Genomic DNA, 26,781 nt, shown 5'->3' with positions numbered 1-26,781 from the left:
TGAGCGGCCGTAAGGGCAGCAAAGCGGAAGAAGGCCTCAGAACCATTATTCAATGTGGGACTGAGGCTTCTTTTTTATGATGAATGAAGGCTAAGAGCTATAATTCAACTACAATTCGTCCTCTGACACGTCCGGCCAATATCTCCTCCGCCGCATGAGGCACATCCTGCAAGCGGATCGTACGGCTGCCGATCCTCTCCAGCTGCCCGTCGGATTTCAGTTCAGCGGCCATCCGTTCCCACAAAGCGCTGCGGCGCTCTATAGGGTATTGGACGGAGTCGATACCGAGCAGATTGACGCCGCGCAGGATGAACGGATGTACCGTTGTCGGAACGGTACCGCCGCCAGTGAGGCCGCTGACCGCTACGGAGCCGCCGTAGCGGATGGAAGCCAGCAGGAATGCCAGCCCGCTGCCCCCGACAGGGTCAACGGCGCCGGCCCACTGCTGCTTCTCCAGCGGCTTCGCCGGGACCACGGCCCCTGCCGCTGCGGCGCTCAAGCGCCCAACAATGTCGCGGGCACCCAGAGCCCGCAAGTAATCATGCTCCTCCGCTTTGCCGGTGCTCGCAGCAACCTCGTAGCCCCTCGCAGCCAGCAGCGCGACGGCAACACTGCCAACCCCGCCGGTGGCTCCAGTCACCAGCACAGGGCCTTGCGCGGGATGGAGCCCGTTATGCTCCATCCGCTCAATCGAGATCGCTGCCGTTAACCCGGCTGTACCTATCGCCATTGCTTCGCGCGGCTCCAAGCCTGCCGGCAGCGGCACAACCCAATCGGCGGGAACACGCGCCATGGCGCTGAATCCGCCGAAGTGCGAGACGCCCAGCCCGAAGCCGGTCACTATGACCTTCTGGCCCGGATGAAACCGTGCGTCTGCCGAGGTGCATACCTCCCCGGCCAGATCGATGCCGGGGATATGCGGATACGATCGGACTATACCGCCATCCAATCGGCAAGCGAGTGCGTCCTTATAGTTCACTCCCGAATAGTGAACACGAATAAGCACCTCGCCCGCAGGCAAATCCTCGACCTGCAGCTCCTGCAAACTTATAGCAAGCTGATCATCTTGCTTATTTACCATTAGTGCCTCAAACGATCTCCGTTCCAAATGATATACCTCCCTAAAGTTCCGCCAAGTCGAAACTAATTTCGTAAGCATCCAGAAATATCTACTCACCTAACATTAAGGGGCTTTAATAATCAAACACCTTAACCATTATTCCTCTAAATAATTATTCCTGCGAACCGACACAGCTTCTGCTATTACCTAATTCGGCTGCCCGCTATCAGCCCTATTCATTCATCATCTTCGGCAAACAGCTCCCGAAATATAGCTCCGCGATTTTCCAAAAACCGGCGTGTCAGCTGATAATGCGACGTCTCTTCATAAGCAATCTCATGTATAGGACCCTCGTCAAACGAATAGATCTGCGCCCCCGGGAATCCCAGCAAAATGGGGGAATGCGTCGCAACAATAAATTGAGAGTCCGGACTTAAACGGTGAAATACGGATAATAAGCTTAATTGACGGGCTGGGGATAACGCAGCTTCCGGCTCGTCCAATAAATAAATGGCCCTTCTCCCAAATCGATTGCGGAACAACGATAGAAAAGATTCCCCATGCGACTGTTCATGCAGCGATTTGCCTCCGTACGGGGCATAAAATTCATGTCGGTATTGCGGCTGCTCCCGCACCATCTGATCCAAATAATTAGCGAAATTAAAAAACGATTCTGCTCGAAGAAAAAAGCCGCTCGTCACCTTGCGATTCCAGGTTAACCGGATGTAAGGCCCGAAATCAGCCTCAGTCCCATCCAGCTCATAGGTCTGATTAGCGCTGCCTCCGGCTGTATGGAAACCACATTGCCAGGCTATAGCCTCCAGCATGGTTGATTTCCCCGATCCGTTCTCCCCTACGAAAAAAGTAACCGGCCCACCGAAAGGAAGCCCTTTAGTCTGCGCCAATGCAGGCACTGTAAATGGATACTGGCCGCCAGCAGGAAACTTGTCACGCAGAATGGTAGCTTCACGCAAAAACATGTTCATCCCCTCCTGAGAGATTTCCTATCCTAAGCACATTCCCATCATATCGAAAAGCTCTCTCCGGGTCGAGCCTCACGTTGGCTCCCCAACTGTCAATCCAGCATTGCTCATTTCCCGACTGAAACGGAACCTGGTTCCTCTATTTCCACTCGCACACGTTAACATTATAATCAAACGGAACGTCAATCACTTATTCCCCCGAAAATCCATCTGATTGGCCTTCCAGTAGTCAAATAGCTGATCGTAGTTCCGCCCCCTCCAGTATAGAGCCGCTTTCGCCAAAATAGCGCACCTACGTTCCGCCAATCGCCAATCGGGTTAATTGCACGATTAGTGATTAGCCTCTCGCCATCTTACTCGCCCTAAATTGGAGCACTCGACCTTGAAAGCACTGATAAGCCTGCCTTCCTGCTCCACTATGATAAGTGTCCCTTCATCTCAGGCGCCGCTCGCATCAGCTTCTTAAAAATATTAAAGGGTAGGCCTCCTGATCGGAGCCTACCCTCATTAGCTTGCTACTATTCAAACAGCAATGATTTATGAATTTTGATGACGACTTTGCGGATTGGCTGATCTTCTGAGACACTGCAGCAAGGACGATGAATATCACCTGGGTAGAACACGGTAAAGGAGCCCGGGCTTAGTTGAATCGCGTTTTCCTCAGCTATTTTGCTGTAGAATGCAATATCCCTCGCCGCAAAATTTTCTTCGCTAATTACTGCATCCTCAGTTAATGGTGCAACCCGGATGACCTCTTCACCTGCCAGCAAAAACTGAATATCCGTATAGGTTTGGTGCGACTCGGGCCGCTGCTTCTCCCAAGACAAGGTTGTCGGCTCCTGCAGCAGAGCAAACATAAGATCTCCTTCAATATCGTACCTGCCAGGTTTCAATGAACTAAAATCAGTACTTTGAATATACTCCAGCCCTCTATTAACCGCTTTAGGATAAACCTGCTTTTCCCGTTCCCAATTCTTAATATCGCTAATGATCATTTGTAGTCCGCCTCCTGCAAGATATAGTCCGTATTCGTTACCCTTTCCCAGTATAAACCTGTTGACTTGTTATGAAAAGACTAACTAATGAGTTAAACTTCTCTGAGGCGGAGTTTTCCGTAATCTTATATAATTCGATTGGTTGGTTTTACAGTTAGACATTCCGGCTAGAGACCCATATAGTAGAAAGTGTACGAATTTTATTCCATCTGCATCTTTTGACGTATTAAAAAAAGATGCGCTTTGAATTTAGGAGGTTTAAATAATGAACACAAAGCTATCAGCTCGCTTATTACCCCTTGCCATCGCTATCTTCTTATCACCATTATCGTCATTCCTTCCATCGCAGCATCCAGTATATGCAGCCGATGCACCTGGTTTTACTGATACAGCCCGCCACTGGGGGGCTACAGCAATCTCATGGGCCGTTCAAAATAATATCGTCAACGGTTACGAAGACGGAAGCTTCCGACCGGATCAATCGGTATCCGAGCCGGAGTTTCTGGCGATGCTGCTGCGGGCTTACCCCGAGGTTAAGCTTGCTGCTTCAGCTTCCGGATCCGCCTGGTACAAGCCGTATTACGATGTAGCAGACAGCCGCAAATGGCCTGTACTGCATAATACGGATGCAACCAAGTTTAACCGCGGACTTGTCGCTCAAATTATTACAGCTTCGCAAAAAGGAACACAAAGCCTAAACGATTCTATCCGCTACCTGCTCGACCAAGGCTTGTCTGAGGGGAAAACAGCGGCAACCGTTGCCGGCTATCAAGCTGCCGATCGCTTATCGAGAGCCGAAGCGGTGCAATTTATCCGCAACGTGAAGCAAAAGCAATTCCAGCTCATCCTGGAAAATGGAGCCTCTTCTGCAGCCGCATCATCTTCTCCTGAAAGTCCGGCTAATCCAGCGACGCCTCAGTCATCAGCCTCGGCCAACACGGTCACAGTAAAAGGCATCCATATCGGGGATGCGGCGGAAGATGTGATCGCCAAGCTCGGAGAGCCAGCGCGTAAGGATTTAAGCGAATATGGCTTCCAGTGGTTCATATACAACCAGGATTACAGCAGCTACGCACAGATTGGGATTAGCGGGGGCAGGGTTGTCGGTCTATATTCCACCTCCGCCAATTGGGAGTACAACGGTTTGTCCGATGGGAGCGCCAAAAGCGCAGTACTGAACCTGTACGGTCAACCCCTAGCCTCGATTACCAAGGGCAACACCCGCTTTAATATGAACTACGGCAAGGGTGAATACGGCACTTATGAGACATCGGATTCTTATGTCACCTTCTTTTATGACCTTCATCGCAACAACGTTGTTACAAGCATCCAGACAATCGCCAAGCCAACGGAACTCGCTTTGGCTGCCTTTTATCCGGAAGCCAGCGATTCGCTGATCACAGCTTACGAGCGGCAAATCTTCGACTTGGCTAACGCAGCCCGCGTCAAGCTAGGTAAGCCTGCTTTCATCTGGGACGATAAAATAGCCGGCACAGCGCGCAAACACAGTGCGGACATGGCCGCTAACAACTATTTCGCGCATGAAAGCAAGAACGGAGCCTCTCCGTTCGATCGGATGAAGTCGGATGGCATCGCTATGCAGGGTGCCGCAGAAAACATCGCCGCCGGCCAGACCAGCGCCATCTATGCCCACGAGGGCTGGATGAACTCGGAGGGCCACCGCAAGAACCTGCTCAGCGACATCCAGCGTCTCGGCGTTGGTGTAGCGTTCGGCGGCAAGATGACGATCTATTACACGCAAAACTTTTATACACCAAGTAAGTAGCATACTGAAGAAAGCCCGCTCCCCTAATTCTAGGAAGACCGGGCTATTCTTGTGCAAGCTGCCTATTTGTGTTACTGACACTTCAAATACAGTTGTACGTGTACGCTTGCTCTATACTGCACGTCCCTCGGCGCTGAAGCTGCCGTAACGGATAACCGTCCATCCATCCCGATTTTGTCACATTCGCGATGGCATCCTTCTCCCAATGCGAATTGCATCGACGTCTGTGTACGACTTGCCCGCTTGCTTCTCTGCTTGTTCCGATCAGCTCGCTTATTGCCCCTCGCCATCGCTATGTTCTTATCAAAGTGATGATAATCCAAAAGGGCAGTAAACCGCTTGATGAAATCATCATAATATATGTGGCTACCCGGATGAGCCTTAGGAGTGCCTCAGGCTCATTGTCAGTGCAGAAGAATGGTGGAACGCAGTCGGCGTATTTGACAGATGATTGATTCGATTGATTCGTATAGAAAAAAATAACTTCACCAATGTCCAACTTCTAGAAATGTGAATTGACAAATGGGTAATATTCACTTACAATTTTGGTAACGTTTCCGGTAACGTTACCAAAATATAAAAGGATGTGATACTTTAAATGAGACCGCAAGAAAATCTACACTTGTAATCCTCCAACAAAGGCATTTAACAACAGCTTACTACTTACTACAGACGTTCTACATATGTTGCTACACTGCAACCGCACATCTCCTGAGCTTTATCGGGAGCTTATTTTTATCCAACAAGGAAAGCGCTTACTCTCTTTAGCTTGTTTAAGCCACCAAGAAGGAGCCGATAACATCTTAGGATGAACATCCACTTCTATAGATCAACAGTTGTAAGCACTTTCCTGCATTGAAATTAAGGAGATCGAGCCACCGTAAAAGATTCGTAAACGCTATTTAAACATAAATTATAAAGCGCTTACACAACTCCATTATTGAGAGGGGAAATTCAATATGAAATTACTGAAATCCATATCTGCATTGGCTATTTTGTCTACCACTTTGTTTTATTCCACTGCTTTTGCAGCAGACTATGAGCCTTTACGGGAAATATTGCAGAGCAACGGGGCTTCTGTTGTGTGGGATGCCAATACAAATTCAGTACTGTTTAAATTGCGGAATGGTAAGGCCGGTTCTATCACAATAGGGAGCGATGAATACACCATCGGTTCGAAAACTGGGAAGATGCAGGCCAAGGCAGCGCTTATTAAAGGCGTCGCAAATGTTTCCCCTGACCTTGTGAAAATATTAAAGCTGGAAAATGCCGGGGGAGTCAAGCTGGACTTAGCCAAGCAAAGCGATGAAAAATTGTTTACGGTAACAGCCGATGTCGAAACGGATGCGGTAGATACCGGAAAGGATGCAGCCGATGATCCTTCCATTTGGGTTAATCCAACCGATCCTGCTAAGAGCAGAATTATCGCAACGAATAAAGGTGGCGGCGTACTGGTATACGACCTGAGCGGCAAACAGTTGTATTCCTATCCGGTTGGCAAGGTTAATAATATTGATGTACGTTATGATTTCCCTCTAGCCGGTAAAAAAATAGATATTACAGCAACGACAAACCGTAGCAGCAATACAGTTGACATATTTGCTATTAATCCTGAAACTGGCGAATTAACCAACATTGTTGGAGATAAAATCAAGTCGAAAATGCCTGAGGTGTATGGCTTTTCACTTTATCACAGTCTGAAAAGCGGCAAGTTTTATGCGTTGGTTTTGGGACACGACGGTGAATTTGAGCAATGGGAGCTTGCTGATAACGGTTCCGGTAAAATCAATGGGAAATTGGTGCGGGAGTTAAGCTTGGGTACTATTTCCGAAGGGCTGGTCGCGGACGATGAATACGGTTATATGTATTTCTCGGAAGAAAACATAGCGATCTGGAAATTTGATGCGGAACCAACGGGCGGTTTGCTGCCGGTCGGTCGAGTTGATGTTGCTGACGGAGCGCGATTGACTACCGATATTGAGGGTCTAACGATATACTATGCTAATGACGGTAAAGGTTATTTGATTGCCTCCAGTCAAGGGAGTGACCGCTATGTGTTGTACTCACGTGAAGGCAACAACAGCTATGTAGCATCATTCCAGGTTGGGGACGGCAAATATGATGGGACGTCTGAAACCGACGGAATCGATGTACTAAGCTTTGGTTTAGGTAAACAATTCCCCAACGGCATTTTCATCACACAAGACGACGAGAATATAACGGATGGCAAAACTTACAACCAAAATTTTAAAATTGTTCCGTGGGATAAAATTGCTGATGGTGCCCCAACTCCTTTATTAAAGGATAATAAAGTTGATCCACGCAGCTTGGTACCGCGCAGCCGCTAAGGTTGGAAGCAACCCAGTCAGATCCGTCTGACGGCCGTAAATAAGTTTCAAGTGATCGCACCAGATTTTATGGATGAAGAGGCCTTAGAGCTGGTGCAGTTGCCTCTAAATCCCCAATTGCGCTCCTCCTTGTACGGCCAAATTCGGGCACGCGCAGACCCTTAATGGTCACGCATGCCCATTGAAGTACGGTACAGGAGGACGCAATGGTCTGGAGGAATATCCGATTCCCCACTAAGGCAAACGATACCAAGCAAACGGCTTTCCGTAACGGTAAGCCTCGCTCAGCCGCTCCAGTTCATCCAACGTATCGGCTCCAAGCTCAAGCGACACACTCTTCAAGTTATCCTCCAGCTGCTGCACTCCTGTGGCTCCAACTATTACACTTGAGACCGTCGGCTGCTGCATAAGCCAGGCGAGTGACAGAGCGCTTGGTGTGCAGCCTAATTCGTCAGCCAGCTTATTCACACTTCGGCCGAGCTCCATTCTGCCTTCATCAAGGAATTTGCCGAAATTAGGATCGGTATCGGCACGCGATCCTTGCGGAGGCTTGTCCGCTGATGTGTATTTCCCTGTCAGAATTCCGCCCGCCAGTGGGAAATACGGGATGATACCTACCCCTTGGTCCAAACAAACCGGAACAAGCTCCTGCTCGGGAGTGCGATCGGCGAGCGAATAGCTGACTTGGGTGGAAACGAACCGGTTTAGCCCCAATCTATCACTGATGCCCAAAGCCTTCATCAGCTCCCAAGCTGCATAATTCGATGCTCCGATATAACGTACTTTTCCAGCCCGAACCATGTCGTCCAATGCTCTTAAAGTTTCCTCAAGCGGTGTTTGTGGATCAAACGTATGAATCTGGTACAAGTCCACGTAGTCCGTTTGCAGTCTTTTCAAGCTGTTATCCAGCTCCTGTTGTAAATGATACCTGGAGGAGCCTCTTTCGTTAGGTCCTGCACCCTTGACCAGACCCGCTTTTGTTGCCAGAACAGCCTCATGGCGTCGGCCTGCCAAAGCCAATCCAATGATTCGCTCCGATTCAGAGCCGGTATAAATATTAGCCGTATCAACAAAATTAATTCCCTGATCCAAAGCTTGATGTATAATCCGAATCGAGGTTTCCTGATCAGCACGTTTTCCAAATGCGTTAGTTCCCAAACCTAATGCTGACACCTTAAGCCCACTACTGCCAAGACGATGAAATTTCATAAAGCGGTCCAGCTCCTTTTCATTGATATATACCCTTATTATACCATTAAGCGGGACAAGGATCACAGAAAGAACCCCACATACCGTAACGGCTGCGGGGTTAAGGTTATATATTAAAAAAGGGGGTCATCTATTATTATAAGCGTTAATCATTAATACTAGATGAAGCCCATATTTCATTTGTGTTACAAATTGGGCCAGGCCGATGCCTTATAGCGCTACTTATTATTAAATTTTCAACGCTTCAATCTGATTACCCCATTGGGCATGCAGCTCGGTCAGGCGGTCTTCCATTAAATCCTTCTCGGTATCCACTGCCATAGCTTCATTTTCGTACCAATCCAGCATCATTCGAAGCCCATCATTCAAGGAGATTGTCGCTTCAAAGCCGGGAATATCCTGTTTGATCTTCGAGTTATCCATTAGGCCGGAATAGCTTTTTTCGTAATACAGATGACCAAACAATCCGGGATTACCACGCATCAAAAGCTCGGAAGGCATGTGCACAATTTTCGGCTCGATACCAAGGATTTTGCCAAATTCCATATACAAGTCGTTCCAAATACTCACTTCTTCGTTAGTTGCGTGATAAGTCTTGCCGAAGGTCCGTTTATTACCCGCAGCGCCGACAAAAGCTTTAGCCAAATCAGGGGCAAACGTGAAGCTCCAAGGTGTCGTTCCATCTCCAAACATCACAAGAGGCTTACCGTTGCGGATGCGGTGAACGATGTTGTAATTTTGACGCAGCACACCCAGATTGGCAGCTCCAACTCCGTAGGTCAATGATGGTCGGATGATCGTAATCGGCAGTTGGCCTTCGCTGATGACCCCCTGCAGATAACGTTCCATCTCAGCTTTTTGAAACGCATAGCCGAATTCAGGATTATCGAACAGCTCCTCTGCATCCTCTCGGATGGGGTTTGATTTGAGCGGTCTTTTATAAACGGCAACACTGGAGCAAAAGATGATTTGACCCGCAGTATTGCTAAACGTCTCAACCGTAAACCGCGCATCCGCTGCATTAAAGCTGATCATATCGATAACGGCATCGAATTGACGGCCCTCCATCAGCTTCTTGAAGCCCTCTTGATCGGACTTATCGCCATGGATCCATTCCAAGTCTTTGCCAAAAGCAAGCCGTTTGGTGCCTCGGTTAAAGATAACTACTTCCTGTCCGGCTATCAGCAATTGCTCCACAATCTGCCTGCTGATGACACCGGTTCCTCCTAATATTAAAACCTTCAATTTCTCCACCTCTTCTACCAAATTAGCACGATGCTACTATCCACTCCTTATTTTAACAGATATTTGCTCTATTTTATAAGAGCCTATTTTGAAACGCGCCCAATTGCCGTCAGATCAACGTCATCTCGGAGGCGATGCTCTACTTTAATCCTGTCATGGCTACACCTTCGATAAACTTTTTCTGCGCGAAGAAAAATACCGTAAGCAGCGGAACCGTAGCTACAACGGAAGCTGCCATTACCAAATGCCACTCTGTCCCACTGTCCGAGGTGAATAAAGACAGAGCAAGCGGGATCGTGTACAGCTTACTGGAATTCAGATATACCAACGGTTCAAAAAATTCATTCCAGCTGTGCAGAAACGTTAAAATCGACAAGGTAGCCATCGCCGGTGTCGCTAGCGGCAGCATAATCCTCCAAAAAGTTTTCCATGGCGTACAACCATCGATTTTAGCCGCTTCATCCAGATCATTAGGAATCGTAATAAAAAACTGCCGATACAAAAAGACGCCGAACATCCCGCCTGCCCCAAGCATCGGAGGTACAATGAGCGGAAAATGAGTATCTACCAAACCAACCTTGGATAACCATATAAACAATGGAATCGTAGTGATTTCCGTAGGGATCATCATGCTGCTCAGCAAAATCAGAAAAAGTGTGTTTTTCCATGGAAAGGATATTTTCGCGAAAGCATACCCGGCCAGCGCCGCGAAGAGGCAGGTTCCAACCGTGACCAAGGCGGCAATATATAGGCTGTTGAATAAATACAAATGAAAGGGCTGCTTGGCGAACAGGTCGATGTAATTGTCCCATTTAATCGGACTCGGAATCCACTGCGGCGGGAACGATAAAGCCTGCTGAAAATCCTTCAGGGAGGTACTGACCATCCAATAAAAAGGGATCAGAATAAAGAACGTAATGGCAAATAAAATGGCATATTTAGGTATGGTTTTGGCAGCTTCCGCCCATCTTTTATTGTTCATGATGCACCCACTTTCTTCTAATGCCCCACTGCATAACCGTCAGAACGAAAATAATAAAAAACAAGATAAATGCTACGGCCGAAGCATACCCGAATTCGTACATTTTGAACGCCTGCTCATAGATGTAGTAGACGAACACATAGGTGCTTGTACCTGGACCGCCCCCGGTTAAAACGTATATTTGCCCAAAAACCTTAAGAGATCCGATCATCGTAATGACAAGGACCATGAATACGGAAGGAGTTATCAACGGAAGCGTTACGTTAAAAAATGTTTTCCACCTGCCGGCCCCGTCAATTTTGGCTGCTTCATAGTACATAGGGGGGACATCGTTCAGCGCAGCAAGGAAGATCACCATATTGATCCCCAATCCTTTTAACAAGGTGATGATAATAACCGTTGGCATAGCCAAGGAAAGATCGTACAGCCAGGCCGGTCCGGTAAGTCCGAATATGCGTAGAATCGAGTTCACGAGTCCGTTATCTGTTTGGAAAATATATTTCCAGACCGTAGCCCACACGACAATAGATGTAACTACCGGAGTAAAAATAGCTGTTCTGAAAAAGCCGACGCCAAGGATTCGCTCCTTTAACAGCAGGGCCAGCGCCAAAGTCAGCACGATATTCAACGGAACGAAAACAATGGAAAAATAAAAGGAGTTCCAGACCGTAGCCCAAAATACGGAATCTCCTGTGAAGGCTTTGGTGTAATTCGCCAGTCCAACAAACTCTTCTTCTTTAATCAACGACCAATTGGTAAAGCTCATCATAAATGCGGCGATAATCGGCCCCAACAAAAAAAGGACATAACCTATGACCATCGGAGAGATGAACATATAGCCGTACCATTTTTCACGCTGCATTAATTTTCCTGTTTGGGTATTCACTGTAAGGTCCCTTCCTCCACTTCACTTTTGTTTCAGAAATATCGCCAAGCTTTCGCTTGGCGAATCGAAACATCTATACTTAAACCCTTAAGCTTATTCTTCTGTAATCATTTATTTCATGAGAGGCGTTACCTCGTCTTCCATTTTCTTAAGCACCTCTTTTACCGGGTAGGTCTTCGTATACAGCATGTCGATAACGGTCTGAACCTTCACATCGATTTGCTGCCAGTTCTTATGTGCGTTTTGCGCTCTAAGCTTGCCGTTCATCGGATCGATCAGAGATGCTTTAATGGCTTCTTTCGTCGGAGATTCGAAGCCCTTGGTCAATGCATCAGATGCCAGTACAGAGCTGCGGTTAGGCACATACATGAAGGCAAACTCGGTCATCGCTTCTTTACTTGTCATAAACTTCAACAAATCCTGCGCTTCCTTCTTATATTTGGAATCCTGCATGACGGAATAGGCGGCCAGTCCGGTTGCAGCAGGCGCATCCTTGTTAGGTCCTTTCGGCATCGGCGCAATATCCCATTCAAAGCCCTTGATGCTTCTGGCTGTATTGACGTACGCATAGTTTTGCCGGGACATGCCGATTTTTCCGCCTTCAAATGTGATTTGATCCCCCGGCTTCGGATGGATTTGATCCTTAAAGATCATATCCGATATCAGTTGAAGCGCCTTCTCACCCTCAGGAGTGTTAAGTGTAAATTTGGTGCTCTCCTCATTCATAAAATCCGCTCCAAAGGCCCAGAACGTATCCAGATAGGCATCCTCCCAAGCCTTCCAGCCATTGGCGGTAATTAAGAAGCTGCCATAAATGCCTTTGGATGAATCGGTAATAGCTTTAGCTGACTTTAGGTATTCGTCGTACGTCCAATTTCCTTCCTTGTACTGCTCGAGTGGGGTTTTTAGTCCTTTTTCCTTAAATAACGTCTTATTAAAAAAGATAACTTTAGGCGGATTTAGAAAAGGTACACCATACAGCTTGCCGTCCTTTTTCAGGCGTTGAAAGCTTGACGGTATGTTGTCGTTAAAATCATATGCCTTGTCGTTCTGAATGTCGGAAATATCGGCCAATTGCTTCGCTTCGATAAACTGCGGTATCATTTTATCCGACATCCATACCAGATCAGGCGCGGTTTTGGAAGCAACCATAATCGACAGCTTTTGCTGATAATCGGCAAATGGAACCAGCATAAACTCGACTTTTATATGAGGATTTTGGGCAGTAAACTTCTTGACATACTCCTCCAATATTTTCTTACGCGTATCGTTTTCTCCCCACATACCGACTTTGAGCACAATGTCTTCTTTAACCGCTGGCTTGGGAGACGCTGCCGTTTCCTTGGGTGTGTCCTTTGTGGCCGAGCACCCGATTATTAAGCTTACTGCCGATACGAAAAGCACGGCCATAGACAACATTTTCTTCATACCTGATTCCCCTTCGTTTCTCATTTGATAAGCGCTTACATATGTAATGATAGAGAAAAATATCCATTCGAGAAATCCAAATGAATCGAGTTATGGTTCAAAAAATCGAGGTCTTTCCGTTCGCTAACGAACCTGGTTTTCGCGGAAATCGGAGGGGGTTACGCCTACAAACTGTTTGAACACGGTCATAAAATATTTGGCATTCTCGTACCCGGATAGCTTGGCGACCTCGTAAATCTTTAAATTCGTCTCCTGCAAAAGCTGCTTGGCCCGCTCCATTCTGCATTGAATTACATAATCCACGAAGTTCTGGCCTGTTTCCAGCTTGAATAATGAGGATAAGTATTGATGGTTCATATGAACCTTGTTGGCAATGAATTGGAGGGAGATATCCTGATCCAGGTTGGAATGGATGATTTCTCTGACTGTGCGAATAATTTTCTTTTCATTCTCCTCCACACTATTCCCGGCTGTATGGGATTGGCTTTGAAGCGCACTCATTTTGCGGCTGTCCAATCTTCCTTTAAGACCGGTTAAATATTGGGTTAGCTCCACTCTATCGACAGGCTTCAACAAATAATCCTCAACTTTGAAGCGAAGCGCTTTTTTCACATATTCGAAATCTCCGTAACCGCTGATTACCAAAATCGGAGTATCGGGGAAATTATGCCGCACCTGCTCGATCATCTCGATGCCGTTCATTTCCTTCATCCGTATGTCTGTAATAATTAAGTCGGGCAGGATGCTTTTCATCGATTCAAGAGCTTGGCGGCCGTTTTTCTCCTCTTTTACCACGATGAATCCGCCGATTACTTCTTCAATCAGCTTCTTTAAGCCCTGTCTGATCAGATCCTCATCCTCGACAAGTATAACTTTGTACATGGTTATTCCTCCCATTGGAATGGCAATCGAATAAAAACGGTCATTCCTTTATGTGCATTTTTCTTTAGCAAAATTCCATAAGGCTCACCATACAATAGCCGTATTCGCTGGTGTACGTTACGCAGCGCGTAGCCGCTGCTTTTTTGACCGAATTCCTGCTTCACCGGATGCTCTTCCCCTGCATAATCAATACGCCGCAGCACCTGCTCCATCGTTTGCACATCAATCCCCAAGCCATCGTCCTCAACCGAGAGGATCAAATCGTCGTTTTCCGTTGCCGCCCTTATTCGGATCGTAACCGGATCGCTGCCCATCCCATGCTCGATGACGTTCTCCACAAGCGGCTGCAAAATGAGTTTCAGAACGAGCACGTATTGCAGCGACGGATCGATAAAGATCTCCATTCGCAAGCTGTCCCCACATCGCAATGCCTGAATTTGCAAGTAGGATTCAACAAATCTTACCTCATCGCGCAGATAGACGGCGGATTGATTTTTGTCCACCGTATATCTCAGCAATTTGCCGAGATTGGTGACCACATTCGAAAGAGCCAGATGATTGTGCTGCACAGCCATCATATTGATCGATTCCAACGTATTGTAGAGGAAATGGGGATTCATCTGGCTCTGCAGTGCTGATATTTCCGCATCGCGCTCACGTAATTTCGTTTCGTATACTTCACGAACAAGACGGTCGATCTCCCCCACCATCCGGTTAAAAACCTCGGTCAATTGCCCGATCTCATCATTGGTCGCAACGATAGCACGCTCTTTGAAAAAGCCTTTCTTGACCAGCTCCATTTTACTCTGCAGATGACGGATCGGCTTGACCAATCGGTCGGAAGACAGGATGGCAAGTATAAGAGCGACCGCGAGCGAGGTCAGTGATATCATTAACGTATAGCTCGTTATCTCCTTAGCTTCCTTCCTCAGCTCCCCGAGAGGGATTTGGCCTAATATTTGCAGCCCTGTATATTTCGATTTGGTCCAAGCGCTTAAAAATCTCGGATCGTTCACATCAGGCTCGGTTATGGTCGACTGTGGATGCAGCAGTGTTTTATCCTTATCGTATATGTACAGCTTGCTGTTATTGCCTAAGTTAACGGAGGAAAATATTTTTTCAAAGCCTTCCGCTTTAAGATCAACCTTAATGAAGCCAATTTTACTGTGCGTATACGGTTCGCGGATTAGCCGCGACAGCGATACGACCGTTTTAGGCCCCGTTGTATAGTAGGAAACAGAATGAGGCGGATTGATCGTTAGTCCTCCGTCTTCCAGGTCGGCTTTTTCCATCCAATTATTTGTTTCCTGCTCCCAATAGTTCGTTACGCTTGTATCGGAATTGCTGAATAAGCTGCCATCATTCGTAAAAATGAGAATGCTTTCAATTTCAGACCGGTCAAATGCCATAGAGGAAATGAATAAATTGGTCTTGAACTGCTCCTCCGCAGTCAAATAGACTCCTTTTTGGTAGGAGCTGCTGTGGTTCTTCAGAATGGCGAGGACGTTCGGATCATAGAGGGGGGATAACGTCAATCTCTCGATCTCTTTGACATATCTGTCCAGATTGATGCGGATTTGATCGACGATTTGCAGCGTGTAGTTTTTCGTATTCTGTTCGACATTAGCCGAATACTTGGTATACGTGAATGCGCCGCTGATTATAAAGGGTATCGTAATCAGAGCCATGAACAGGATCATAAATTTCATTCGAAGCGATAGAAATAGACGATTGAGGTTGGCCAGCAACATGCAACACTTCCCTGACGGCAGCTTACCGAATAAGCACTACAGGCTTTTATTCGGCCGTTTATTTCTGTAATGGTATCACAGTTTTTTACATAATGGGACAACTATGTAGTTGTTTCCGGAGGCTAACTGCTTGCTCGCCATGAGCTCTAGAGTTCTACTCTGTTCTTAACGCTGCTTGCTTATCGATCTTACCACCAAATTCATGATTATATTTCCAGTATAAGGGAAGAATACTTACCAATCTGAACAGAAGGGAGAGAACAACGATGGAAGCCAATATGGGCATAGATGATGTGCTTGCACAAATTCATCAACTGAAGTCTAACGGTCTGCCTTTGAATAAAAAGAAGGTTAAACAGTCCCATCCACAGCTAATGCAGAATGCTTTGTTTTACTTTCCTAGCTGGGAACACGCGATCAATACAGCTGACTCTCTATGATTCAGGCAAGAGGCTGGCATTAAAGGATGCCAGTCTCTTCTCGTGGAAAGTTACAGAACTGTGTACTTTATTGATTTCCGCCATTCATTACGTATAATTACAGTAGGACAGCTTGAAGCTGTGAATCACGCAATTGGGGGAAGGAAATGAAATCACGCAATTTTATGCCGCTTATCGCCACTTTTTCAGTAGTGCTTGTCGGAATTATCGCTTTATTATTTTTTCTGCCAGGATATCAAGGAAGCCTTGGCTTCGACGTCACTATTTTCCCATTATTAAATGCTATTTTTAACGGCTTCACCTTTTCATTCTTACTGATCTCACTGTACGCAATAAAACGTAAAAACATCCCCATGCATCGAAATTTCATTCTTTGCGCCTTCACTACAACCGCCCTGTTTCTTGTTTCCTATGTGATCTATCATTACTTGACAGAGCCGACCTTGTTCGGTGGCCCTACTGCGCTTAAGTACATTTACTATTTCATCTTGATTACTCACGTCCTGCTAGCCATTGTCAATGTCCCTCTCGCTTTGATTTCCGTTACAAGAGGCTTTAATATGCAAATAGAACGCCACCGCAGAATTGCTCGCTGGACGATGCCCATCTGGCTTTATGTCAGCAGCACTGGCGTCATCGTGTACCTCTTAATTTCACCTTATTACTAGTATTAACTCTTATCGGTACACAAAGTTACACCGGTTCATCATTAATCGCATCTATTATAAACGTTCATTCTGGAGGCCTACTTTTGAGAACCCCAATTTTATACGGTTCGGTCCATCTGTTGTTTTACCGCAATGATGAAGTTTTACTATTAAAGAGACAGAACACAGGCTTTGAAGATGGTAAATGGAGTGTTGTTGCAGGGCGAATGGATGGCGGTGAAGAGGTCAAAGCAGCTGCCATACGTGAGGCCAAAGAGGAGGCCGGGGTAGACATCGATCCCGCTGAAGTTGATGTTATAGGTGTCATGCACAGAAAAAATACGAGCTCCGAATGGATCGACTTTTTTCTAAAAGTACGCTCCTGGAAAGGCCAGCTAGTCAATGCCGAGCCGCATAAATGCCAGGAGCTGGAATGGTTTAAGCTAAGTGAGCTGCCGGAGCCTATGGTCTCCTATATTCACAAAGCGCTTACGAATAAGCAGCAGGATGGAGTTTGGTTTGAAAGTGTAAATTGGTAAGCCTGCATCTGCTCGTTCAATTAAAAGAAGCACACCTCCCGGTGTGCTTCTTTCTTCTTAAGAGGATATACTATTAGTTTTCTTAATCCTCGTCTTCTTCTTCCCATTTGCGTGAGTAGGCTTTCTTAGTCACCCAAAATGTCAATCCACATACGATGATTATCGTAATTATACCTAAAACTATCGTTCCACCAATCCCCAACCAGACCACCTCCTGCGCATAATTATGCTGTCAACGGCTATAATAGTTTTCCTTCTCCATTCTAAATTGCTTGAAATCCAGCATGTGATTTCTTTGCTTTTTTAATACATGGCGAGCAATTTCAGAATCAGGGTAAAGTAAATTATTTATCATATAAGATTCTAATGTATCATTGAATTGGGAAATCATTATTTTTTTGTGGATACGCAGCTCTTCTAAATCACGGGCAAATGCATCGACTATGCTGCGAATTCGTGGATCGGGTTTATCCAGCCATAATGGAACAACCACTTGAGTTGGAGTGAAGTCTTGCCTGTAGTCCTGACCTGGGACTTGCTCCCAAAATAAGTTCCACGCCTCCAGTAATCCGAGCTCAAAAAATATATACTTCTGAAAGCCGCACAGCCATGCCGTACAGCTGGTGTTACGTGATTGGCAGCCCACTCGGTCTCTCAAGTAAGAACAGCTTTTACAGCAAGACCCGCCATTAGGCACACATACCTGACAAACCGCTTCAATTCCAACATCACCTAAATAGCCGAGTCCATGCTCTATAATTTGTTCCTTTGTTGCCATTTTCATGTTTCACCTTTAAAAACAAATTTGTCATTCATTATCTTTTCATTCATATATCTTGTTATTTGAATATATAGGCATTATAAGTCAATACAATTAATACTGCAATCAACAGGAACATCTATTAATGCTTGGGAGTTACTTGAACAAGAGGCTTTTTATGTTATGATAATATCTAAATATTTGAATATACGAGGAGAATCCGTTATGAACCTTGAGCTCCAGCAATTTAAGGCGGAATTTTTTAAAGCCTTGGCCCATCCTATGAGAATTCGTATACTTGAAGTGCTTTCCGAGGGCAGCAAAAACGTAAATGAGATCCAAACCATTATCGGCAGTGAAGGTTCAGCCGTTTCCCAGCAGCTATCGATTCTAAGAAACAAAAATGTCGTCTTTGGCAGTAAGGAAGGGACATCCGTAGTGTACAGCTTGCGCGATCCCCTGGTTAAAGACTTGCTTCAGGTAGCCAAACAAATTTTTGACAATCACTTGGTCGGAACAATCTCTCTATTGGAAAGTATGCGGGTGTCAGAAAATTGAGATGTATCAAAGCTTAATGATAGTACACGGCTACGGCTAGGTGCTCCCCTCAGCATGTCATCCAATGTAGTTCAACGCTGGTCTTGCGCTGCAGGATTGACTAGCGGGAAATCCTCCCGTTAATCCCGGCCGCGAGGGCCTTTTTCTGCAAATAACTGGAAAATGGCCAGCAAATTGCATCGTTTAATGCGTTTTACCCAATATTTTCTTGTAATAAATGGAGTTTTTCCAGTTAAGCGCCTCACCGAAGCTCTGACGGGAGTATTAGCTCCAGAAATTCCAGTTAAACCATTCGCTATCGCCTCAACGATGATGCCTTCGTGTTTTAGCAGCGCTTTTCGTGCGAGCAAAATATTCATCATGCGTTTTATTGTTAGCTCAGCAGAAACTTATAAAGTTTAGCATAGGATCAAACAAAACAAAATAGAAAAAGTATATTTATCAATGTCTACAAAAAGGGCATTGTTTTTTTATATGCACAGGTTTATTATTCTTAATATATTCAAATAATCAAATATTACAAATATCAAAGAAGAAGGGTTGTCATTTGAAATGGTCCGGGAGATTTGAAGGCTATACTTACCCTATGTTGCGTCGTGATCTGGTTGCAGGGTTGATTGTTGGCGTGGTTGCTATTCCATTAGGAATGGCATTTGCTATTGCTTCCGGCGTAAAGCCTCAGTTCGGTATTTATACGATCATAGTTGCCGGTATCCTGATATCTTTGCTTGGCGGGTCCAAATTTCAGATTGGCGGACCTACGGGAGCATTTGTCCCCATTCTATTTGGCATTGTCATACAGTACGGCTATGAGAAATTACTCATTGCCGGCCTATTAGCCGGGATTATTCTTGTCTTAATGGGCATTTTGAAGCTGGGTGTTTTAATTAGATACATTCCGCGGCCCGTTACCATTGGATTTACATCCGGTATCGCCGTTATTATCTTTTCAGGCCAAATCGGTAATTTCCTGGGGCTAAGCAATCTACAACGCCATGAAGATTTTTTGTCTAATATGAACGAAATCGGGATGCATCTGTCTACCTTAAATGTTTGGAGCGTCGTCACGGCCCTAATCAGTTTAGGGGTCCTATTAATCATGCCTAGAATCAGCACTAAAGTTCCCGGTTCTTTAATAGGATTAATCATTTCCAGTATTGCCGCAACCTTATGGTTCAGCGGAAATGTGGCAACCATCGGATCCACCTACGGGGTAATTCCGAGCACTCTCCCCAGTCTCGCCATTCCTCCTATTTCATTCGATACAATCAAAGAGCTGCTTCCTCCTGCTTTTATAATTGCTATGCTTGGCGGTATTGAATCCTTGCTCTCGGCTGTTGTTGCAGATGGGATGTCCGGCAGCAGGCACAACAGTAATAAAGAGCTTATTGGCCAAGGGATTGCGAACATAGTCACTCCTCTATTCGGGGGAATTCCTGCAACAGGAGCTATAGCGCGGACTGCTACAAATATTAAAAACGGAGCCGTATCCCCTATTTCCGGGATCGTTCATGGAGTCGTCGTTTTGTTAATCCTGCTATTATTCGCTCCGTTTGCTTCTGCCATCCCACTTGCCAGTATGGCGCCTATTTTAATGGTAGTTGCCTGGAATATGAGTGAGAGAAGAGAATTTGCCCATATTCTCAAAACAAGAACAACGGACTCTTTGGTACTTGTCATAACCTTCCTTCTTACCGTGTTTACAGATTTGACAACGGCAGTAGAAGTCGGATTGATCTTAGCCATCCTTCTATTCGTCAAACGGATGAGCAATGTACTTACGGTGGCCAAAGTATTGCCGGATCCGTCATTGAAGCATGAAAAAGTGGGGGCCTATATGGTTAAGGATGATCATGACTGTCCTCAACTGAGTATTTTTACGATTGAAGGCCCTTTGTTTTTTGGCGCAGCAAGCCTATTTGAAAAGTCCATTATGGAAGCTCTCCCGTCCCGTCCGGCAATGCTGCTGCTTCGTATGGGAAAGGTTCCTTTTCTGGACTCTACCGGGGAATCCAATTTGGCAAGCATCGTGCAGCATTTCAAACAATCAGGCGGGCTTGTGCTCATCTCAGGCATTCAAAGCCAGCCTGCAGCCTATTTGAAAAGAACCGGATTAAGCGAACAAATTGGGGACGGTCATTTCTTTGAACATACGGGAGGGGCTATTGATTACGCAGTGGGAAAAATGGATCCAGCCAAATGCTTAGGATGCAAACACTTTGCATTCCGCGAATGCGCCGCTTTATCTAATCCGGCGGCAGTTGGAAAGGCTAACGAGCAATAAATAAGTAAAAAGAGCGCCTTTCAGCACCAGTTGCTGAGCCTGCTCTACTATTATCAGTTGTCGGTTGGCCGGCCCGCATGCTGCAAGCACGGAAGCGGATACTAGCATAGTTGCAGCTACTTTAATGCTTTATTCATCGTTGTATTCCTCCCCTTGGCAAGGGGTTTTTCATTTAATCCTATTCACGCAGCAAAGCAGGATGGCTAAGCCATCCTGCTCACTTGTTGTGTCGTGTAACGCTTTATTATTTAGCTGCTTTATTTTTGGCAATCGCTGCTTCGAACTCTTTAATCAAGTTGTCGCCGCCTGCTTTACGCCATTTGTCGATCGCTGCTGTAAAGCCAGCATCGTCCAATTTACCAACAATGTAATTAGTTTGCGCATCCCACATCATTTGATCCAGTTCTTTACCGCGTTCCGAGTAAGTTTGTGAAGATAGAGTCAGGGTTGGGTTATGAACAGCATACTTCAAGTTGTCCGGCTCCATTTTGTAACCTTTCATTGCCAATGGAGTATCTTTCAATTGAGGTACGTTGTATGTTTCAAAGTTCAACAAGCTATCGCGGTATGGCTTAACTTCACGGTTAAATGCAGTCAAATCAACCCACTCAACCAAATTATTTTCAACTTTTTTGAAGTGAACGCCTTCGATACCACGTTTTTGCAGGGTGGACATATCCGCATCCAACAATTTATCCATGAATGTCAAAATACGTTTCAGTTCAGCTTCGGTTTTCACAGTCGATTTAGGGAATACCAACAAGCCGTTGTAACCATTTTGTGCGGCAACCTTAAATCCTTGAGGTCCTTCCATAGGGATAACATCCAACTGAGCTGTAGGGACTACCTTAACCAAACGGTCCTGGATATTTGCAGCGTTTGTCGCCACGCCGTTCAATTTAAGAACCGAACGACCGGACTCAAATGCTTTATCCAATTCTGTGCCATCTAGAGCTGGGAAGTCCTGATTGATTAGCTTCTCTGCATAAAGGCGCTTGAACAATTTCAGTACATCCATAAATTGCGGTGTCAAAAACTCTGGTGTCAGCTTGCCATTGGCATCTGCGCCCCAACGGTTAACTCCACCTTGGGCTACGGCAAAACGAGTCAATAGAGACGATGGACCTTCGTTGTACTTTTTATCCAACATAAAGGCGTAAGTATCATTTTTTCTCAGGTTCTTAGCTATTTCATACCACTCATCCAGCGTTTTAGGCATTTTCATTCCGTTAGCATCTAAAATATCTTTACGGAAAATAAATGCTGGGCGCGCTATTTCACGGAACTGTGGAATTCCATAAAGCTTGCCATCAACCTTAATATTTTCATAATACTGCGGGTTCTGTGCGGATAGGTTTTTGTAATCCTTAAGTAACGGACCTACTTCCCAGAATTGTCCACCCTGAATTGCATTAATAACAGTTGGCACATAGCTAACCATCAAAACCTTTGGCAATTCGTTAGCAGCGATCATGACGTTAATTTTCTCGTCATAAGTAGAAGCAGGTACCCACTGGATGTTTAGTTTAGTATTAGTGCCTTTTTCAAGAGCTTGCTCAATTACATTCCCTTTAGCTGGAATATCGCCTACTTGTTTAAAGACTATAGACAGGTCCAAAGGTGTAGTATCTACTTTAGGAGCTTCTGCCTTAGGAGCTGTCGATGTCCCATTTGTTGCTGTTTTTGCCGGTTCTCCGCTGCCGCAGGCAGCTAAAACTCCCATTGCCAATGTAACAGACCCCATAGTTGCAATCCACTTTTTATGTTTCATTGTATACCACGACTCCTTTTCTTTCTGTATATATTGAGGGTTTAGGTTACCCAAACCTTTCGGTATTCATCTTGCTGCTCCGACTCCACTTCATAAAATAACAGATGCAGAAGATTCGATTCCATCATTAACTTGAATGCGCTTCCAACAAATCCACTTAAAGTCAGCATCACATCCATTAGCTCCAGATTAAAATGTAATAATTTGGAATGAAAGCGCGTAACATTTAGTCTGTAAACAAGCTGCCAACTATCAGGTCCAAGCTTGCTTGTCATAATGTCTTTGGCGCTAAGAAAAGTATACCTTCCTTATTTCGTTTCAAACAATCATCTTTATTTAACTTCCTGAAAAAACCCGAAAAACCCTTGTGGAATAGGGTTTTTAACCACTTTTCCCACATAATCCATCATCACTTTTTCACGTAAAAAACCATCAAAAATTAATTTTTGAACATGGCTGTATATTGTAGATTCGATTGATTCGACTGTCAGTTGCTCTCCAAACAGTCCACAGAATCCAAGTCGTCTATGATACCGAACATGCGTATGTTATCAGTTTGGAACGAATCATTCATGGCACCCGCGTATAATAGAAGGTTGATACAATCATCGCTTGCAGCAATATTCACTCCTAATATAGCATTTAATTTGCTCTTAATTATGCTACAATTAAATCCATAAGAACATAACTAAGGAGGTAAACAATTATGCCTACAATCCGTCCGATTTCAGATTTGCGTAATAACGCGAATGAAATATCCGAATTTTGCCACCGGGAGCGTGAGCCTGTGTTTATAACTAAGAATGGCACTGGTGACATGGTTGTCATGAGTATCGAGGAATATGAGCGTCAGCAGGCCTTGATCGAACTATATAGCAAGTTGTCCGAAGCTGAAGCTGAAATTGCTGACGGCGCTATCGGAGAGGACTTCTTGGAAGTGTCCCGGAAGTTAAGGTCAAACATTCGTGGAAAAATATAAAGTGCTCATTTTCCCAGCTGCCAAGAGGGATTTACAGGAAATCATCGATTATCTTAATGAACAATCATCCTATGATGATTTCAAGTTATATGATGACATTAGTGATCAGATCGCATCACTTGGAGATCTGCCGTTTCGATGCCCTTTGACCAAAAATTCCACGCTTCGGTTGAAGGGTTATCGTGTTTTAGCTGTGCATAGCTATCTGGTGTTTTATGTAGTCAAGAGCGATGTTGTGCAGATCAGACGTATTTTGCATGGGAAAAGACATTACGACTCATTATTGTAAAAGAGCGCCTCGTCCTTCAGCCATTAGAGCATCCGGCATTGTCTATCTATACCAAATAAAAAGATGCAGCCCGACTTGTTTCATGTCTGGCCGCATCTTTCATTTTCTAACTTCCATGATCTTTAGAAAGCTATCCTGACTTCACTGAGCAATAAGCTGGCTCTCTGTGTGAAACCAAGCTGCCGCAGCCTCAACCTCCGAAGAAGTTAATTGATGACCGAAACGCTCCCAATGTACCTTAACCGATGCGCCGGCCTCACTAAGAAGCGTTTGGAGCTCCTCGGTCTCCCCGGCTGAACAGATCGGGTCGTTAGTCCCGGCACCAATAAAAATCGGTATACCTGACAAATCCGGAATCGGAATCCCTCTCCGCGGAACCATAGGATGGTGAAGAATAGCGCCTTTGAGCGCCTGCTTATAATGGAAGAGCAGACTACCTGCAATATTGGCCCCATTGGAGTATCCCACCGCCACTAGATTGCCGCGGTCAAATCCATAGAGGATTGCAGCCTCATCCAAAAAGTCATTCACTTCCTTCGTACGGAAAATCAGATCTTCTTCGTCAAACACACCTTCTGCCAATCGTCTGAAGAAACGTGGCATCCCATTTTCCAGTACATTTCCTCTAAGGCTAAGTATCGAAGATTCCGGAGAAATTCGTTTGCCCAGCGGCAGCAAATCTCGTTCCGTTCCTCCGGTGCCGTGAAATAGAACTAACGTCGGAGCCTCCGGGCTCCCCTTTTCAAAAAGATGCTTCATCCTTGTTTCCCCTCCAATACCCTAACTTGGATAGGCAGCAGATTGGCTTCGATTTGAGAGCGCGCTGACTCGAACCACTCCGGCAGCATCAATTTCTCGCCGAGCGCCTCAGCAGATTCGTCATGAGCGAAGCCCGGTGGATCCGTAGCGATCTCAAAAAGTATTCCGCCTGCCTCCCGGAAATAAAGAGCATTGAAATATTGACGATCTATGATCTCGGTTGGACGATAGCCGTAATCTTGCACCGAGCTTCTCCATTCCGTATGTTGTTCGAAATCCAAAGCACGCCATGCGATATGATGAACTGTTCCTGCACCATCGATGCCCCTGCCCATGACAGCAAACGGTACGTCAATAACGTTGCCGATATCTCCTTTGGACCGATAGCGGGCATAAGCAACGTCCTCTGCCACTTTTTCCAGGCCGAGCAGATGCTGCAATGCATCCATAGTTTTCATCGGGTTGGTGCTGAAGAGAACAGCGCCTCCGAACCCTTTGATCGCTTGATCTGCCGTGATACCATCGAATGACCAGCTGCTCTGCGGCCCCTCTTCACGTTCGACAAGCTCCAGACGCAAGCCCTCATTATCTGTGAACTGCAAATATGGCTCTGAAAAGCGGCTCACCTTCGTAACCGAGATACCGTGGCTTTCCAACCTGTTCTCCCAAAATGCAAGCGAGCCCGGCGGTACCACATATGTGGTAATACCCACTTGCCCTCCGCCAATTCTCCCTTTGCGGGAATCCGGCCACGGAAAGAACGTAATAATAGTTCCCGGGCTTCCCGCTTCGTTGCCGAAATACAAGTGATACACATCAGGAGCATCGAAGTTAATTGTTTTCTTAACGAGACGAAGACCTAGAATACCAGCATAAAAATCAACATTCTCCTGTGGATTTCTTGCAAAGGCAGTGATATGGTGAATACCTGCAGTTTGTAGTGACATTTGAATTCCTCCTTTATTGTTTTCCCTACTTGTTAATTGAGTATTCGAATTAATTAAGTACTCCATCCAAGGAATATGCTCCTGCGCCTGTCAAAGCTATTCCAATTACAATCACAATGAGCACAAGCGGATATTCGTAACCATTGGCTGTTGACCAAATCCCGTTTTTCCCATGAACTTTGGCAATGGCGCCAAGCATAGTCAACGTGATAAGCACAGCGGCTAGAGGAGTAAACAACCCTAGTGCAAATAGCACTCCACCTATCAGCTCCATCAATCCGGCCAATACCGCCATCGCTACTCCCGGCTTAATACCGACCGATTCCATCCAACCGCCTGTTCCTTTAGGCCCATAGCCTCCAAACCAGCCAAACAGCTTCTGAGCTCCATGTCCTGCAAACAATAACCCAACTACCAAACGAACCAATAACAATCCAAATGCCATCATTAAAATCATCCTCCATTTAGTTTTAATTTAATAATCTTTATTTTAAGATATATGGCGAGAAAAACGGCCACCGAGATGGCTATTGCTCCTCTGCTCCTTTTCCTAATTTCTTAAGCAATTCGACAGCTATCAGCTTTTCATCCTGAGAAAGAGCTTTGGTTAAGCTATGAATAGTAGCGGCATGATCAGGAAAAATACGGTCAAACATGGCATTGCCTTCTGTAGTGATCTCAGCGAATATGACCCTGCGGTCATCTTTGCAAGGCACACGCTTCAATAGACCTTTCTTTTCCAGCTTGTCGATATTGTACGTAATGCTTCCGCTCGTAATCAATATCTTCTCCCCAATTTGCTGCAAAGGAATTTTCCCCTTCGTATACAACACTTCGAGAATCATAAATTCGGAAGGTGACAAGCCGTATTCCTTCATATCCTTGACAGCTCGATCCATCACGGTTCTATAAGCTTTGGAAAGTACTACGAATAGCTTGAGCGAAGACGCATGTTCCTTATCTAATTCGTTTGGCATTTTTAAGTCACCCCCTGCGATGTCTTTGATTTAATTATCTTGAATTAAAGATATATCATTTACTCATTCCTGTCAATAGCAAATCACATAATCACAGCATATTTTTTAAATATTCATTGTTATGTGCAGCAGAAGCAACGTCTACAAGCTATTATAAGAAAAACGCCTTGCGGCGTCCTTGGTGTACCCTTTCGTTTGTACGTGGGGAGGGATGGATGTGGGATTCCGGTCGCTGTTGAAGCTCGTGTTCCCTCGAATTATAGGCTTGCAGCGGTG

General features: G+C 45.5%; 26 protein-coding genes. 9 read left to right on the top strand and 17 right to left on the bottom strand.

Annotated features, from left to right (window positions below; translation table 11 throughout):
- Window positions 1–97: 97 nt before the first annotated feature.
- The 3 genes from NV381_RS30085 to NV381_RS30075 form a co-directional block, all read right to left on the bottom strand.
- Window positions 98–1,081 carry an oxidoreductase gene (locus NV381_RS30085; protein WP_258217081.1) on the bottom strand — a complete coding sequence of 328 codons (984 nt, stop codon included), beginning with the start codon at window positions 1,079–1,081 and terminating at the stop codon, window positions 98–100.
- Window positions 1,082–1,296: 215 nt separating this feature from the next.
- On the bottom strand, window positions 1,297–2,040 hold the full coding sequence (locus tag NV381_RS30080) for an AAA family ATPase (RefSeq protein WP_258217013.1): 744 nt from the start codon (window positions 2,038–2,040) through the stop codon (window positions 1,297–1,299).
- A gap of 521 nt (window positions 2,041–2,561) precedes the next feature.
- Window positions 2,562–3,038, bottom strand: a complete 477-nt coding sequence (locus NV381_RS30075) for a YhcH/YjgK/YiaL family protein (RefSeq protein WP_258217012.1) — start codon at window positions 3,036–3,038, stop codon at window positions 2,562–2,564.
- A 265-nt stretch (window positions 3,039–3,303) separates the two neighbouring features.
- Between NV381_RS30075 and NV381_RS30070 the strand changes: the two genes are divergently transcribed.
- Both NV381_RS30070 and NV381_RS30065 read left to right on the top strand, forming a co-directional pair.
- Entirely contained in the window at window positions 3,304–4,824 is a 1,521-nt protein-coding gene (locus tag NV381_RS30070; protein ID WP_258217011.1) for a CAP-associated domain-containing protein, read from the top strand.
- Between the two features lie 959 nt (window positions 4,825–5,783).
- A complete protein-coding gene (locus NV381_RS30065; protein WP_258217010.1) occupies window positions 5,784–7,172 on the top strand; it encodes a phytase in 1,389 nt (462 codons plus the stop codon).
- A gap of 234 nt (window positions 7,173–7,406) precedes the next feature.
- Here NV381_RS30065 and NV381_RS30060 read toward each other — a convergent pair whose 3' ends face one another.
- From NV381_RS30060 to NV381_RS30030, 7 genes are all read right to left on the bottom strand, one after another.
- Window positions 7,407–8,381 carry an aldo/keto reductase gene (locus NV381_RS30060; protein ID WP_258217009.1) on the bottom strand — a complete coding sequence of 325 codons (975 nt, stop codon included), beginning with the start codon at window positions 8,379–8,381 and terminating at the stop codon, window positions 7,407–7,409.
- Window positions 8,382–8,609: 228 nt separating this feature from the next.
- Window positions 8,610–9,626 (bottom strand): NAD-dependent epimerase/dehydratase family protein, encoded by a 1,017-nt coding sequence (locus tag NV381_RS30055; RefSeq protein WP_258217008.1) that lies wholly within the window; start codon window positions 9,624–9,626, stop codon window positions 8,610–8,612.
- Window positions 9,627–9,765: 139 nt separating this feature from the next.
- Complete coding sequence (locus NV381_RS30050; RefSeq protein WP_258217007.1) at window positions 9,766–10,608, bottom strand: carbohydrate ABC transporter permease; 843 nt, start codon at window positions 10,606–10,608, stop codon at window positions 9,766–9,768.
- On the bottom strand, window positions 10,598–11,494 hold the full coding sequence (locus NV381_RS30045) for a carbohydrate ABC transporter permease (RefSeq protein WP_258217006.1): 897 nt from the start codon (window positions 11,492–11,494) through the stop codon (window positions 10,598–10,600). The genes NV381_RS30050 and NV381_RS30045 overlap by 11 nt, the downstream gene beginning before the upstream one ends.
- Before the next feature lie 111 nt (window positions 11,495–11,605).
- Window positions 11,606–12,922 carry an ABC transporter substrate-binding protein gene (locus NV381_RS30040; RefSeq protein WP_258217005.1) on the bottom strand — a complete coding sequence of 439 codons (1,317 nt, stop codon included), beginning with the start codon at window positions 12,920–12,922 and terminating at the stop codon, window positions 11,606–11,608.
- 123 nt (window positions 12,923–13,045) lie between these two features.
- Entirely contained in the window at window positions 13,046–13,804 is a 759-nt protein-coding gene (locus NV381_RS30035) for a response regulator transcription factor (protein ID WP_258217004.1), read from the bottom strand.
- A 2-nt stretch (window positions 13,805–13,806) separates the two neighbouring features.
- Window positions 13,807–15,555 (bottom strand): cache domain-containing sensor histidine kinase, encoded by a 1,749-nt coding sequence (locus tag NV381_RS30030; protein WP_258217003.1) that lies wholly within the window; start codon window positions 15,553–15,555, stop codon window positions 13,807–13,809.
- A gap of 266 nt (window positions 15,556–15,821) precedes the next feature.
- On the opposite strand from NV381_RS30030, the gene NV381_RS30025 reads away from it, so the two are divergent.
- The 3 genes from NV381_RS30025 (at window position 15,822) to NV381_RS30015 (ending at window position 17,181) form a co-directional block, all read left to right on the top strand.
- On the top strand, window positions 15,822–15,995 hold the full coding sequence (locus tag NV381_RS30025; protein WP_258217002.1) for a hypothetical protein: 174 nt from the start codon (window positions 15,822–15,824) through the stop codon (window positions 15,993–15,995).
- A 146-nt stretch (window positions 15,996–16,141) separates the two neighbouring features.
- Window positions 16,142–16,663, top strand: coding sequence for a DUF420 domain-containing protein (locus tag NV381_RS30020; RefSeq protein WP_258217001.1), 522 nt, complete (start codon window positions 16,142–16,144; stop codon window positions 16,661–16,663).
- Window positions 16,664–16,746: 83 nt separating this feature from the next.
- Window positions 16,747–17,181 (top strand): NUDIX hydrolase, encoded by a 435-nt coding sequence (locus NV381_RS30015; RefSeq protein WP_258217000.1) that lies wholly within the window; start codon window positions 16,747–16,749, stop codon window positions 17,179–17,181.
- Window positions 17,182–17,413: 232 nt separating this feature from the next.
- Here the strand turns inward: NV381_RS30015 and NV381_RS30010 are convergent, their stop codons facing one another.
- Window positions 17,414–17,959, bottom strand: coding sequence for a hypothetical protein (locus NV381_RS30010; RefSeq protein ID WP_258216999.1), 546 nt, complete (start codon window positions 17,957–17,959; stop codon window positions 17,414–17,416).
- A 207-nt stretch (window positions 17,960–18,166) separates the two neighbouring features.
- Between NV381_RS30010 and NV381_RS30005 the strand changes: the two genes are divergently transcribed.
- Both NV381_RS30005 and NV381_RS30000 read left to right on the top strand, forming a co-directional pair.
- Entirely contained in the window at window positions 18,167–18,499 is a 333-nt protein-coding gene (locus tag NV381_RS30005; protein WP_258216998.1) for an ArsR/SmtB family transcription factor, read from the top strand.
- Between the two features lie 547 nt (window positions 18,500–19,046).
- Complete coding sequence (locus NV381_RS30000) at window positions 19,047–20,783, top strand: SulP family inorganic anion transporter (protein WP_258216997.1); 1,737 nt, start codon at window positions 19,047–19,049, stop codon at window positions 20,781–20,783.
- A gap of 244 nt (window positions 20,784–21,027) precedes the next feature.
- Here NV381_RS30000 and NV381_RS29995 read toward each other — a convergent pair whose 3' ends face one another.
- Together NV381_RS29995 and NV381_RS29990 are read right to left on the bottom strand one after the other, a co-directional pair.
- Window positions 21,028–22,554: an extracellular solute-binding protein gene (locus NV381_RS29995; RefSeq protein WP_258216996.1), complete on the bottom strand. Its 1,527-nt coding sequence runs from the start codon at window positions 22,552–22,554 to the stop codon at window positions 21,028–21,030.
- Window positions 22,555–22,595: 41 nt separating this feature from the next.
- On the bottom strand, window positions 22,596–22,727 hold the full coding sequence (locus NV381_RS29990) for a hypothetical protein (RefSeq protein WP_258216995.1): 132 nt from the start codon (window positions 22,725–22,727) through the stop codon (window positions 22,596–22,598).
- Window positions 22,728–23,260: 533 nt separating this feature from the next.
- On the opposite strand from NV381_RS29990, the gene NV381_RS29985 reads away from it, so the two are divergent.
- Entirely contained in the window at window positions 23,261–23,533 is a 273-nt protein-coding gene (locus tag NV381_RS29985; protein ID WP_258216994.1) for a type II toxin-antitoxin system Phd/YefM family antitoxin, read from the top strand.
- Window positions 23,520–23,822: a type II toxin-antitoxin system RelE/ParE family toxin gene (locus NV381_RS29980; protein WP_258216993.1), complete on the top strand. Its 303-nt coding sequence runs from the start codon at window positions 23,520–23,522 to the stop codon at window positions 23,820–23,822. Before NV381_RS29985 ends, NV381_RS29980 begins: the two co-directional genes overlap by 14 nt.
- Window positions 23,823–23,963: 141 nt before the next feature.
- Here NV381_RS29980 and NV381_RS29975 read toward each other — a convergent pair whose 3' ends face one another.
- From NV381_RS29975 to NV381_RS29960, 4 genes are all read right to left on the bottom strand, one after another.
- Window positions 23,964–24,581, bottom strand: a complete 618-nt coding sequence (locus NV381_RS29975) for an alpha/beta hydrolase (protein ID WP_258216992.1) — start codon at window positions 24,579–24,581, stop codon at window positions 23,964–23,966.
- A complete protein-coding gene (locus NV381_RS29970; protein WP_258216991.1) occupies window positions 24,578–25,528 on the bottom strand; it encodes a ring-cleaving dioxygenase in 951 nt (316 codons plus the stop codon). The genes NV381_RS29975 and NV381_RS29970 overlap by 4 nt, the downstream gene beginning before the upstream one ends.
- 49 nt (window positions 25,529–25,577) lie before the next feature.
- Window positions 25,578–25,976 (bottom strand): DoxX family protein, encoded by a 399-nt coding sequence (locus NV381_RS29965; RefSeq protein ID WP_258216990.1) that lies wholly within the window; start codon window positions 25,974–25,976, stop codon window positions 25,578–25,580.
- 79 nt (window positions 25,977–26,055) lie between these two features.
- The gene (locus NV381_RS29960) at window positions 26,056–26,505 is read right to left on the bottom strand and encodes a MarR family winged helix-turn-helix transcriptional regulator (RefSeq protein WP_258216989.1); all 450 of its coding nucleotides are present in this window, start codon (window positions 26,503–26,505) and stop codon (window positions 26,056–26,058) included.
- Between the last annotated feature and the right edge of the window lie 276 nt (window positions 26,506–26,781).

The sequence above is a fragment of the Paenibacillus radicis (ex Xue et al. 2023) genome (assembly GCF_024722015.1).
Lineage (GTDB): Bacteria > Bacillota > Bacilli > Paenibacillales > NBRC-103111 > Paenibacillus_S.
Note: the sequence above shows the minus strand (reverse complement) of the source record. Positions and strands in the feature narration are given on the sequence as shown.

Excerpts from the sequence above, each read along its gene's own strand:
- NV381_RS30070 (WP_258217011.1), top strand. The coding sequence starts at position 3,304 with ATGAACACAAAGCTATCAGCTCGCTTATTACCCCTTGCCATCGCTATC.
- NV381_RS30025 (WP_258217002.1), top strand. The coding sequence starts at position 15,822 with ATGGAAGCCAATATGGGCATAGATGATGTGCTTGCACAAATTCATCAA.
- NV381_RS30005 (WP_258216998.1), top strand. The coding sequence starts at position 18,167 with ATGAACCTTGAGCTCCAGCAATTTAAGGCGGAATTTTTTAAAGCCTTG.
- NV381_RS30080 (WP_258217013.1), bottom strand. The coding sequence starts at position 2,040 with ATGTTTTTGCGTGAAGCTACCATTCTGCGTGACAAGTTTCCTGCTGGC.
- NV381_RS29995 (WP_258216996.1), bottom strand. The coding sequence starts at position 22,554 with ATGAAACATAAAAAGTGGATTGCAACTATGGGGTCTGTTACATTGGCA.
- NV381_RS29985 (WP_258216994.1), top strand. The coding sequence starts at position 23,261 with ATGCCTACAATCCGTCCGATTTCAGATTTGCGTAATAACGCGAATGAA.
- NV381_RS29975 (WP_258216992.1), bottom strand. The coding sequence starts at position 24,581 with ATGAAGCATCTTTTTGAAAAGGGGAGCCCGGAGGCTCCGACGTTAGTT.
- NV381_RS29965 (WP_258216990.1), bottom strand. The coding sequence starts at position 25,976 with ATGATGGCATTTGGATTGTTATTGGTTCGTTTGGTAGTTGGGTTATTG.
- NV381_RS30085 (WP_258217081.1), bottom strand. The coding sequence starts at position 1,081 with ATGGTAAATAAGCAAGATGATCAGCTTGCTATAAGTTTGCAGGAGCTG.
- NV381_RS30030 (WP_258217003.1), bottom strand. The coding sequence starts at position 15,555 with ATGTTGCTGGCCAACCTCAATCGTCTATTTCTATCGCTTCGAATGAAA.
- NV381_RS30035 (WP_258217004.1), bottom strand. The coding sequence starts at position 13,804 with ATGTACAAAGTTATACTTGTCGAGGATGAGGATCTGATCAGACAGGGC.
- NV381_RS29960 (WP_258216989.1), bottom strand. The coding sequence starts at position 26,505 with ATGCCAAACGAATTAGATAAGGAACATGCGTCTTCGCTCAAGCTATTC.
- NV381_RS29970 (WP_258216991.1), bottom strand. The coding sequence starts at position 25,528 with ATGTCACTACAAACTGCAGGTATTCACCATATCACTGCCTTTGCAAGA.
- NV381_RS30060 (WP_258217009.1), bottom strand. The coding sequence starts at position 8,381 with ATGAAATTTCATCGTCTTGGCAGTAGTGGGCTTAAGGTGTCAGCATTA.
- NV381_RS30065 (WP_258217010.1), top strand. The coding sequence starts at position 5,784 with ATGAAATTACTGAAATCCATATCTGCATTGGCTATTTTGTCTACCACT.
- NV381_RS30020 (WP_258217001.1), top strand. The coding sequence starts at position 16,142 with ATGAAATCACGCAATTTTATGCCGCTTATCGCCACTTTTTCAGTAGTG.
- NV381_RS30010 (WP_258216999.1), bottom strand. The coding sequence starts at position 17,959 with ATGGCAACAAAGGAACAAATTATAGAGCATGGACTCGGCTATTTAGGT.
- NV381_RS30050 (WP_258217007.1), bottom strand. The coding sequence starts at position 10,608 with ATGAACAATAAAAGATGGGCGGAAGCTGCCAAAACCATACCTAAATAT.
- NV381_RS30040 (WP_258217005.1), bottom strand. The coding sequence starts at position 12,922 with ATGAAGAAAATGTTGTCTATGGCCGTGCTTTTCGTATCGGCAGTAAGC.
- NV381_RS30075 (WP_258217012.1), bottom strand. The coding sequence starts at position 3,038 with ATGATCATTAGCGATATTAAGAATTGGGAACGGGAAAAGCAGGTTTAT.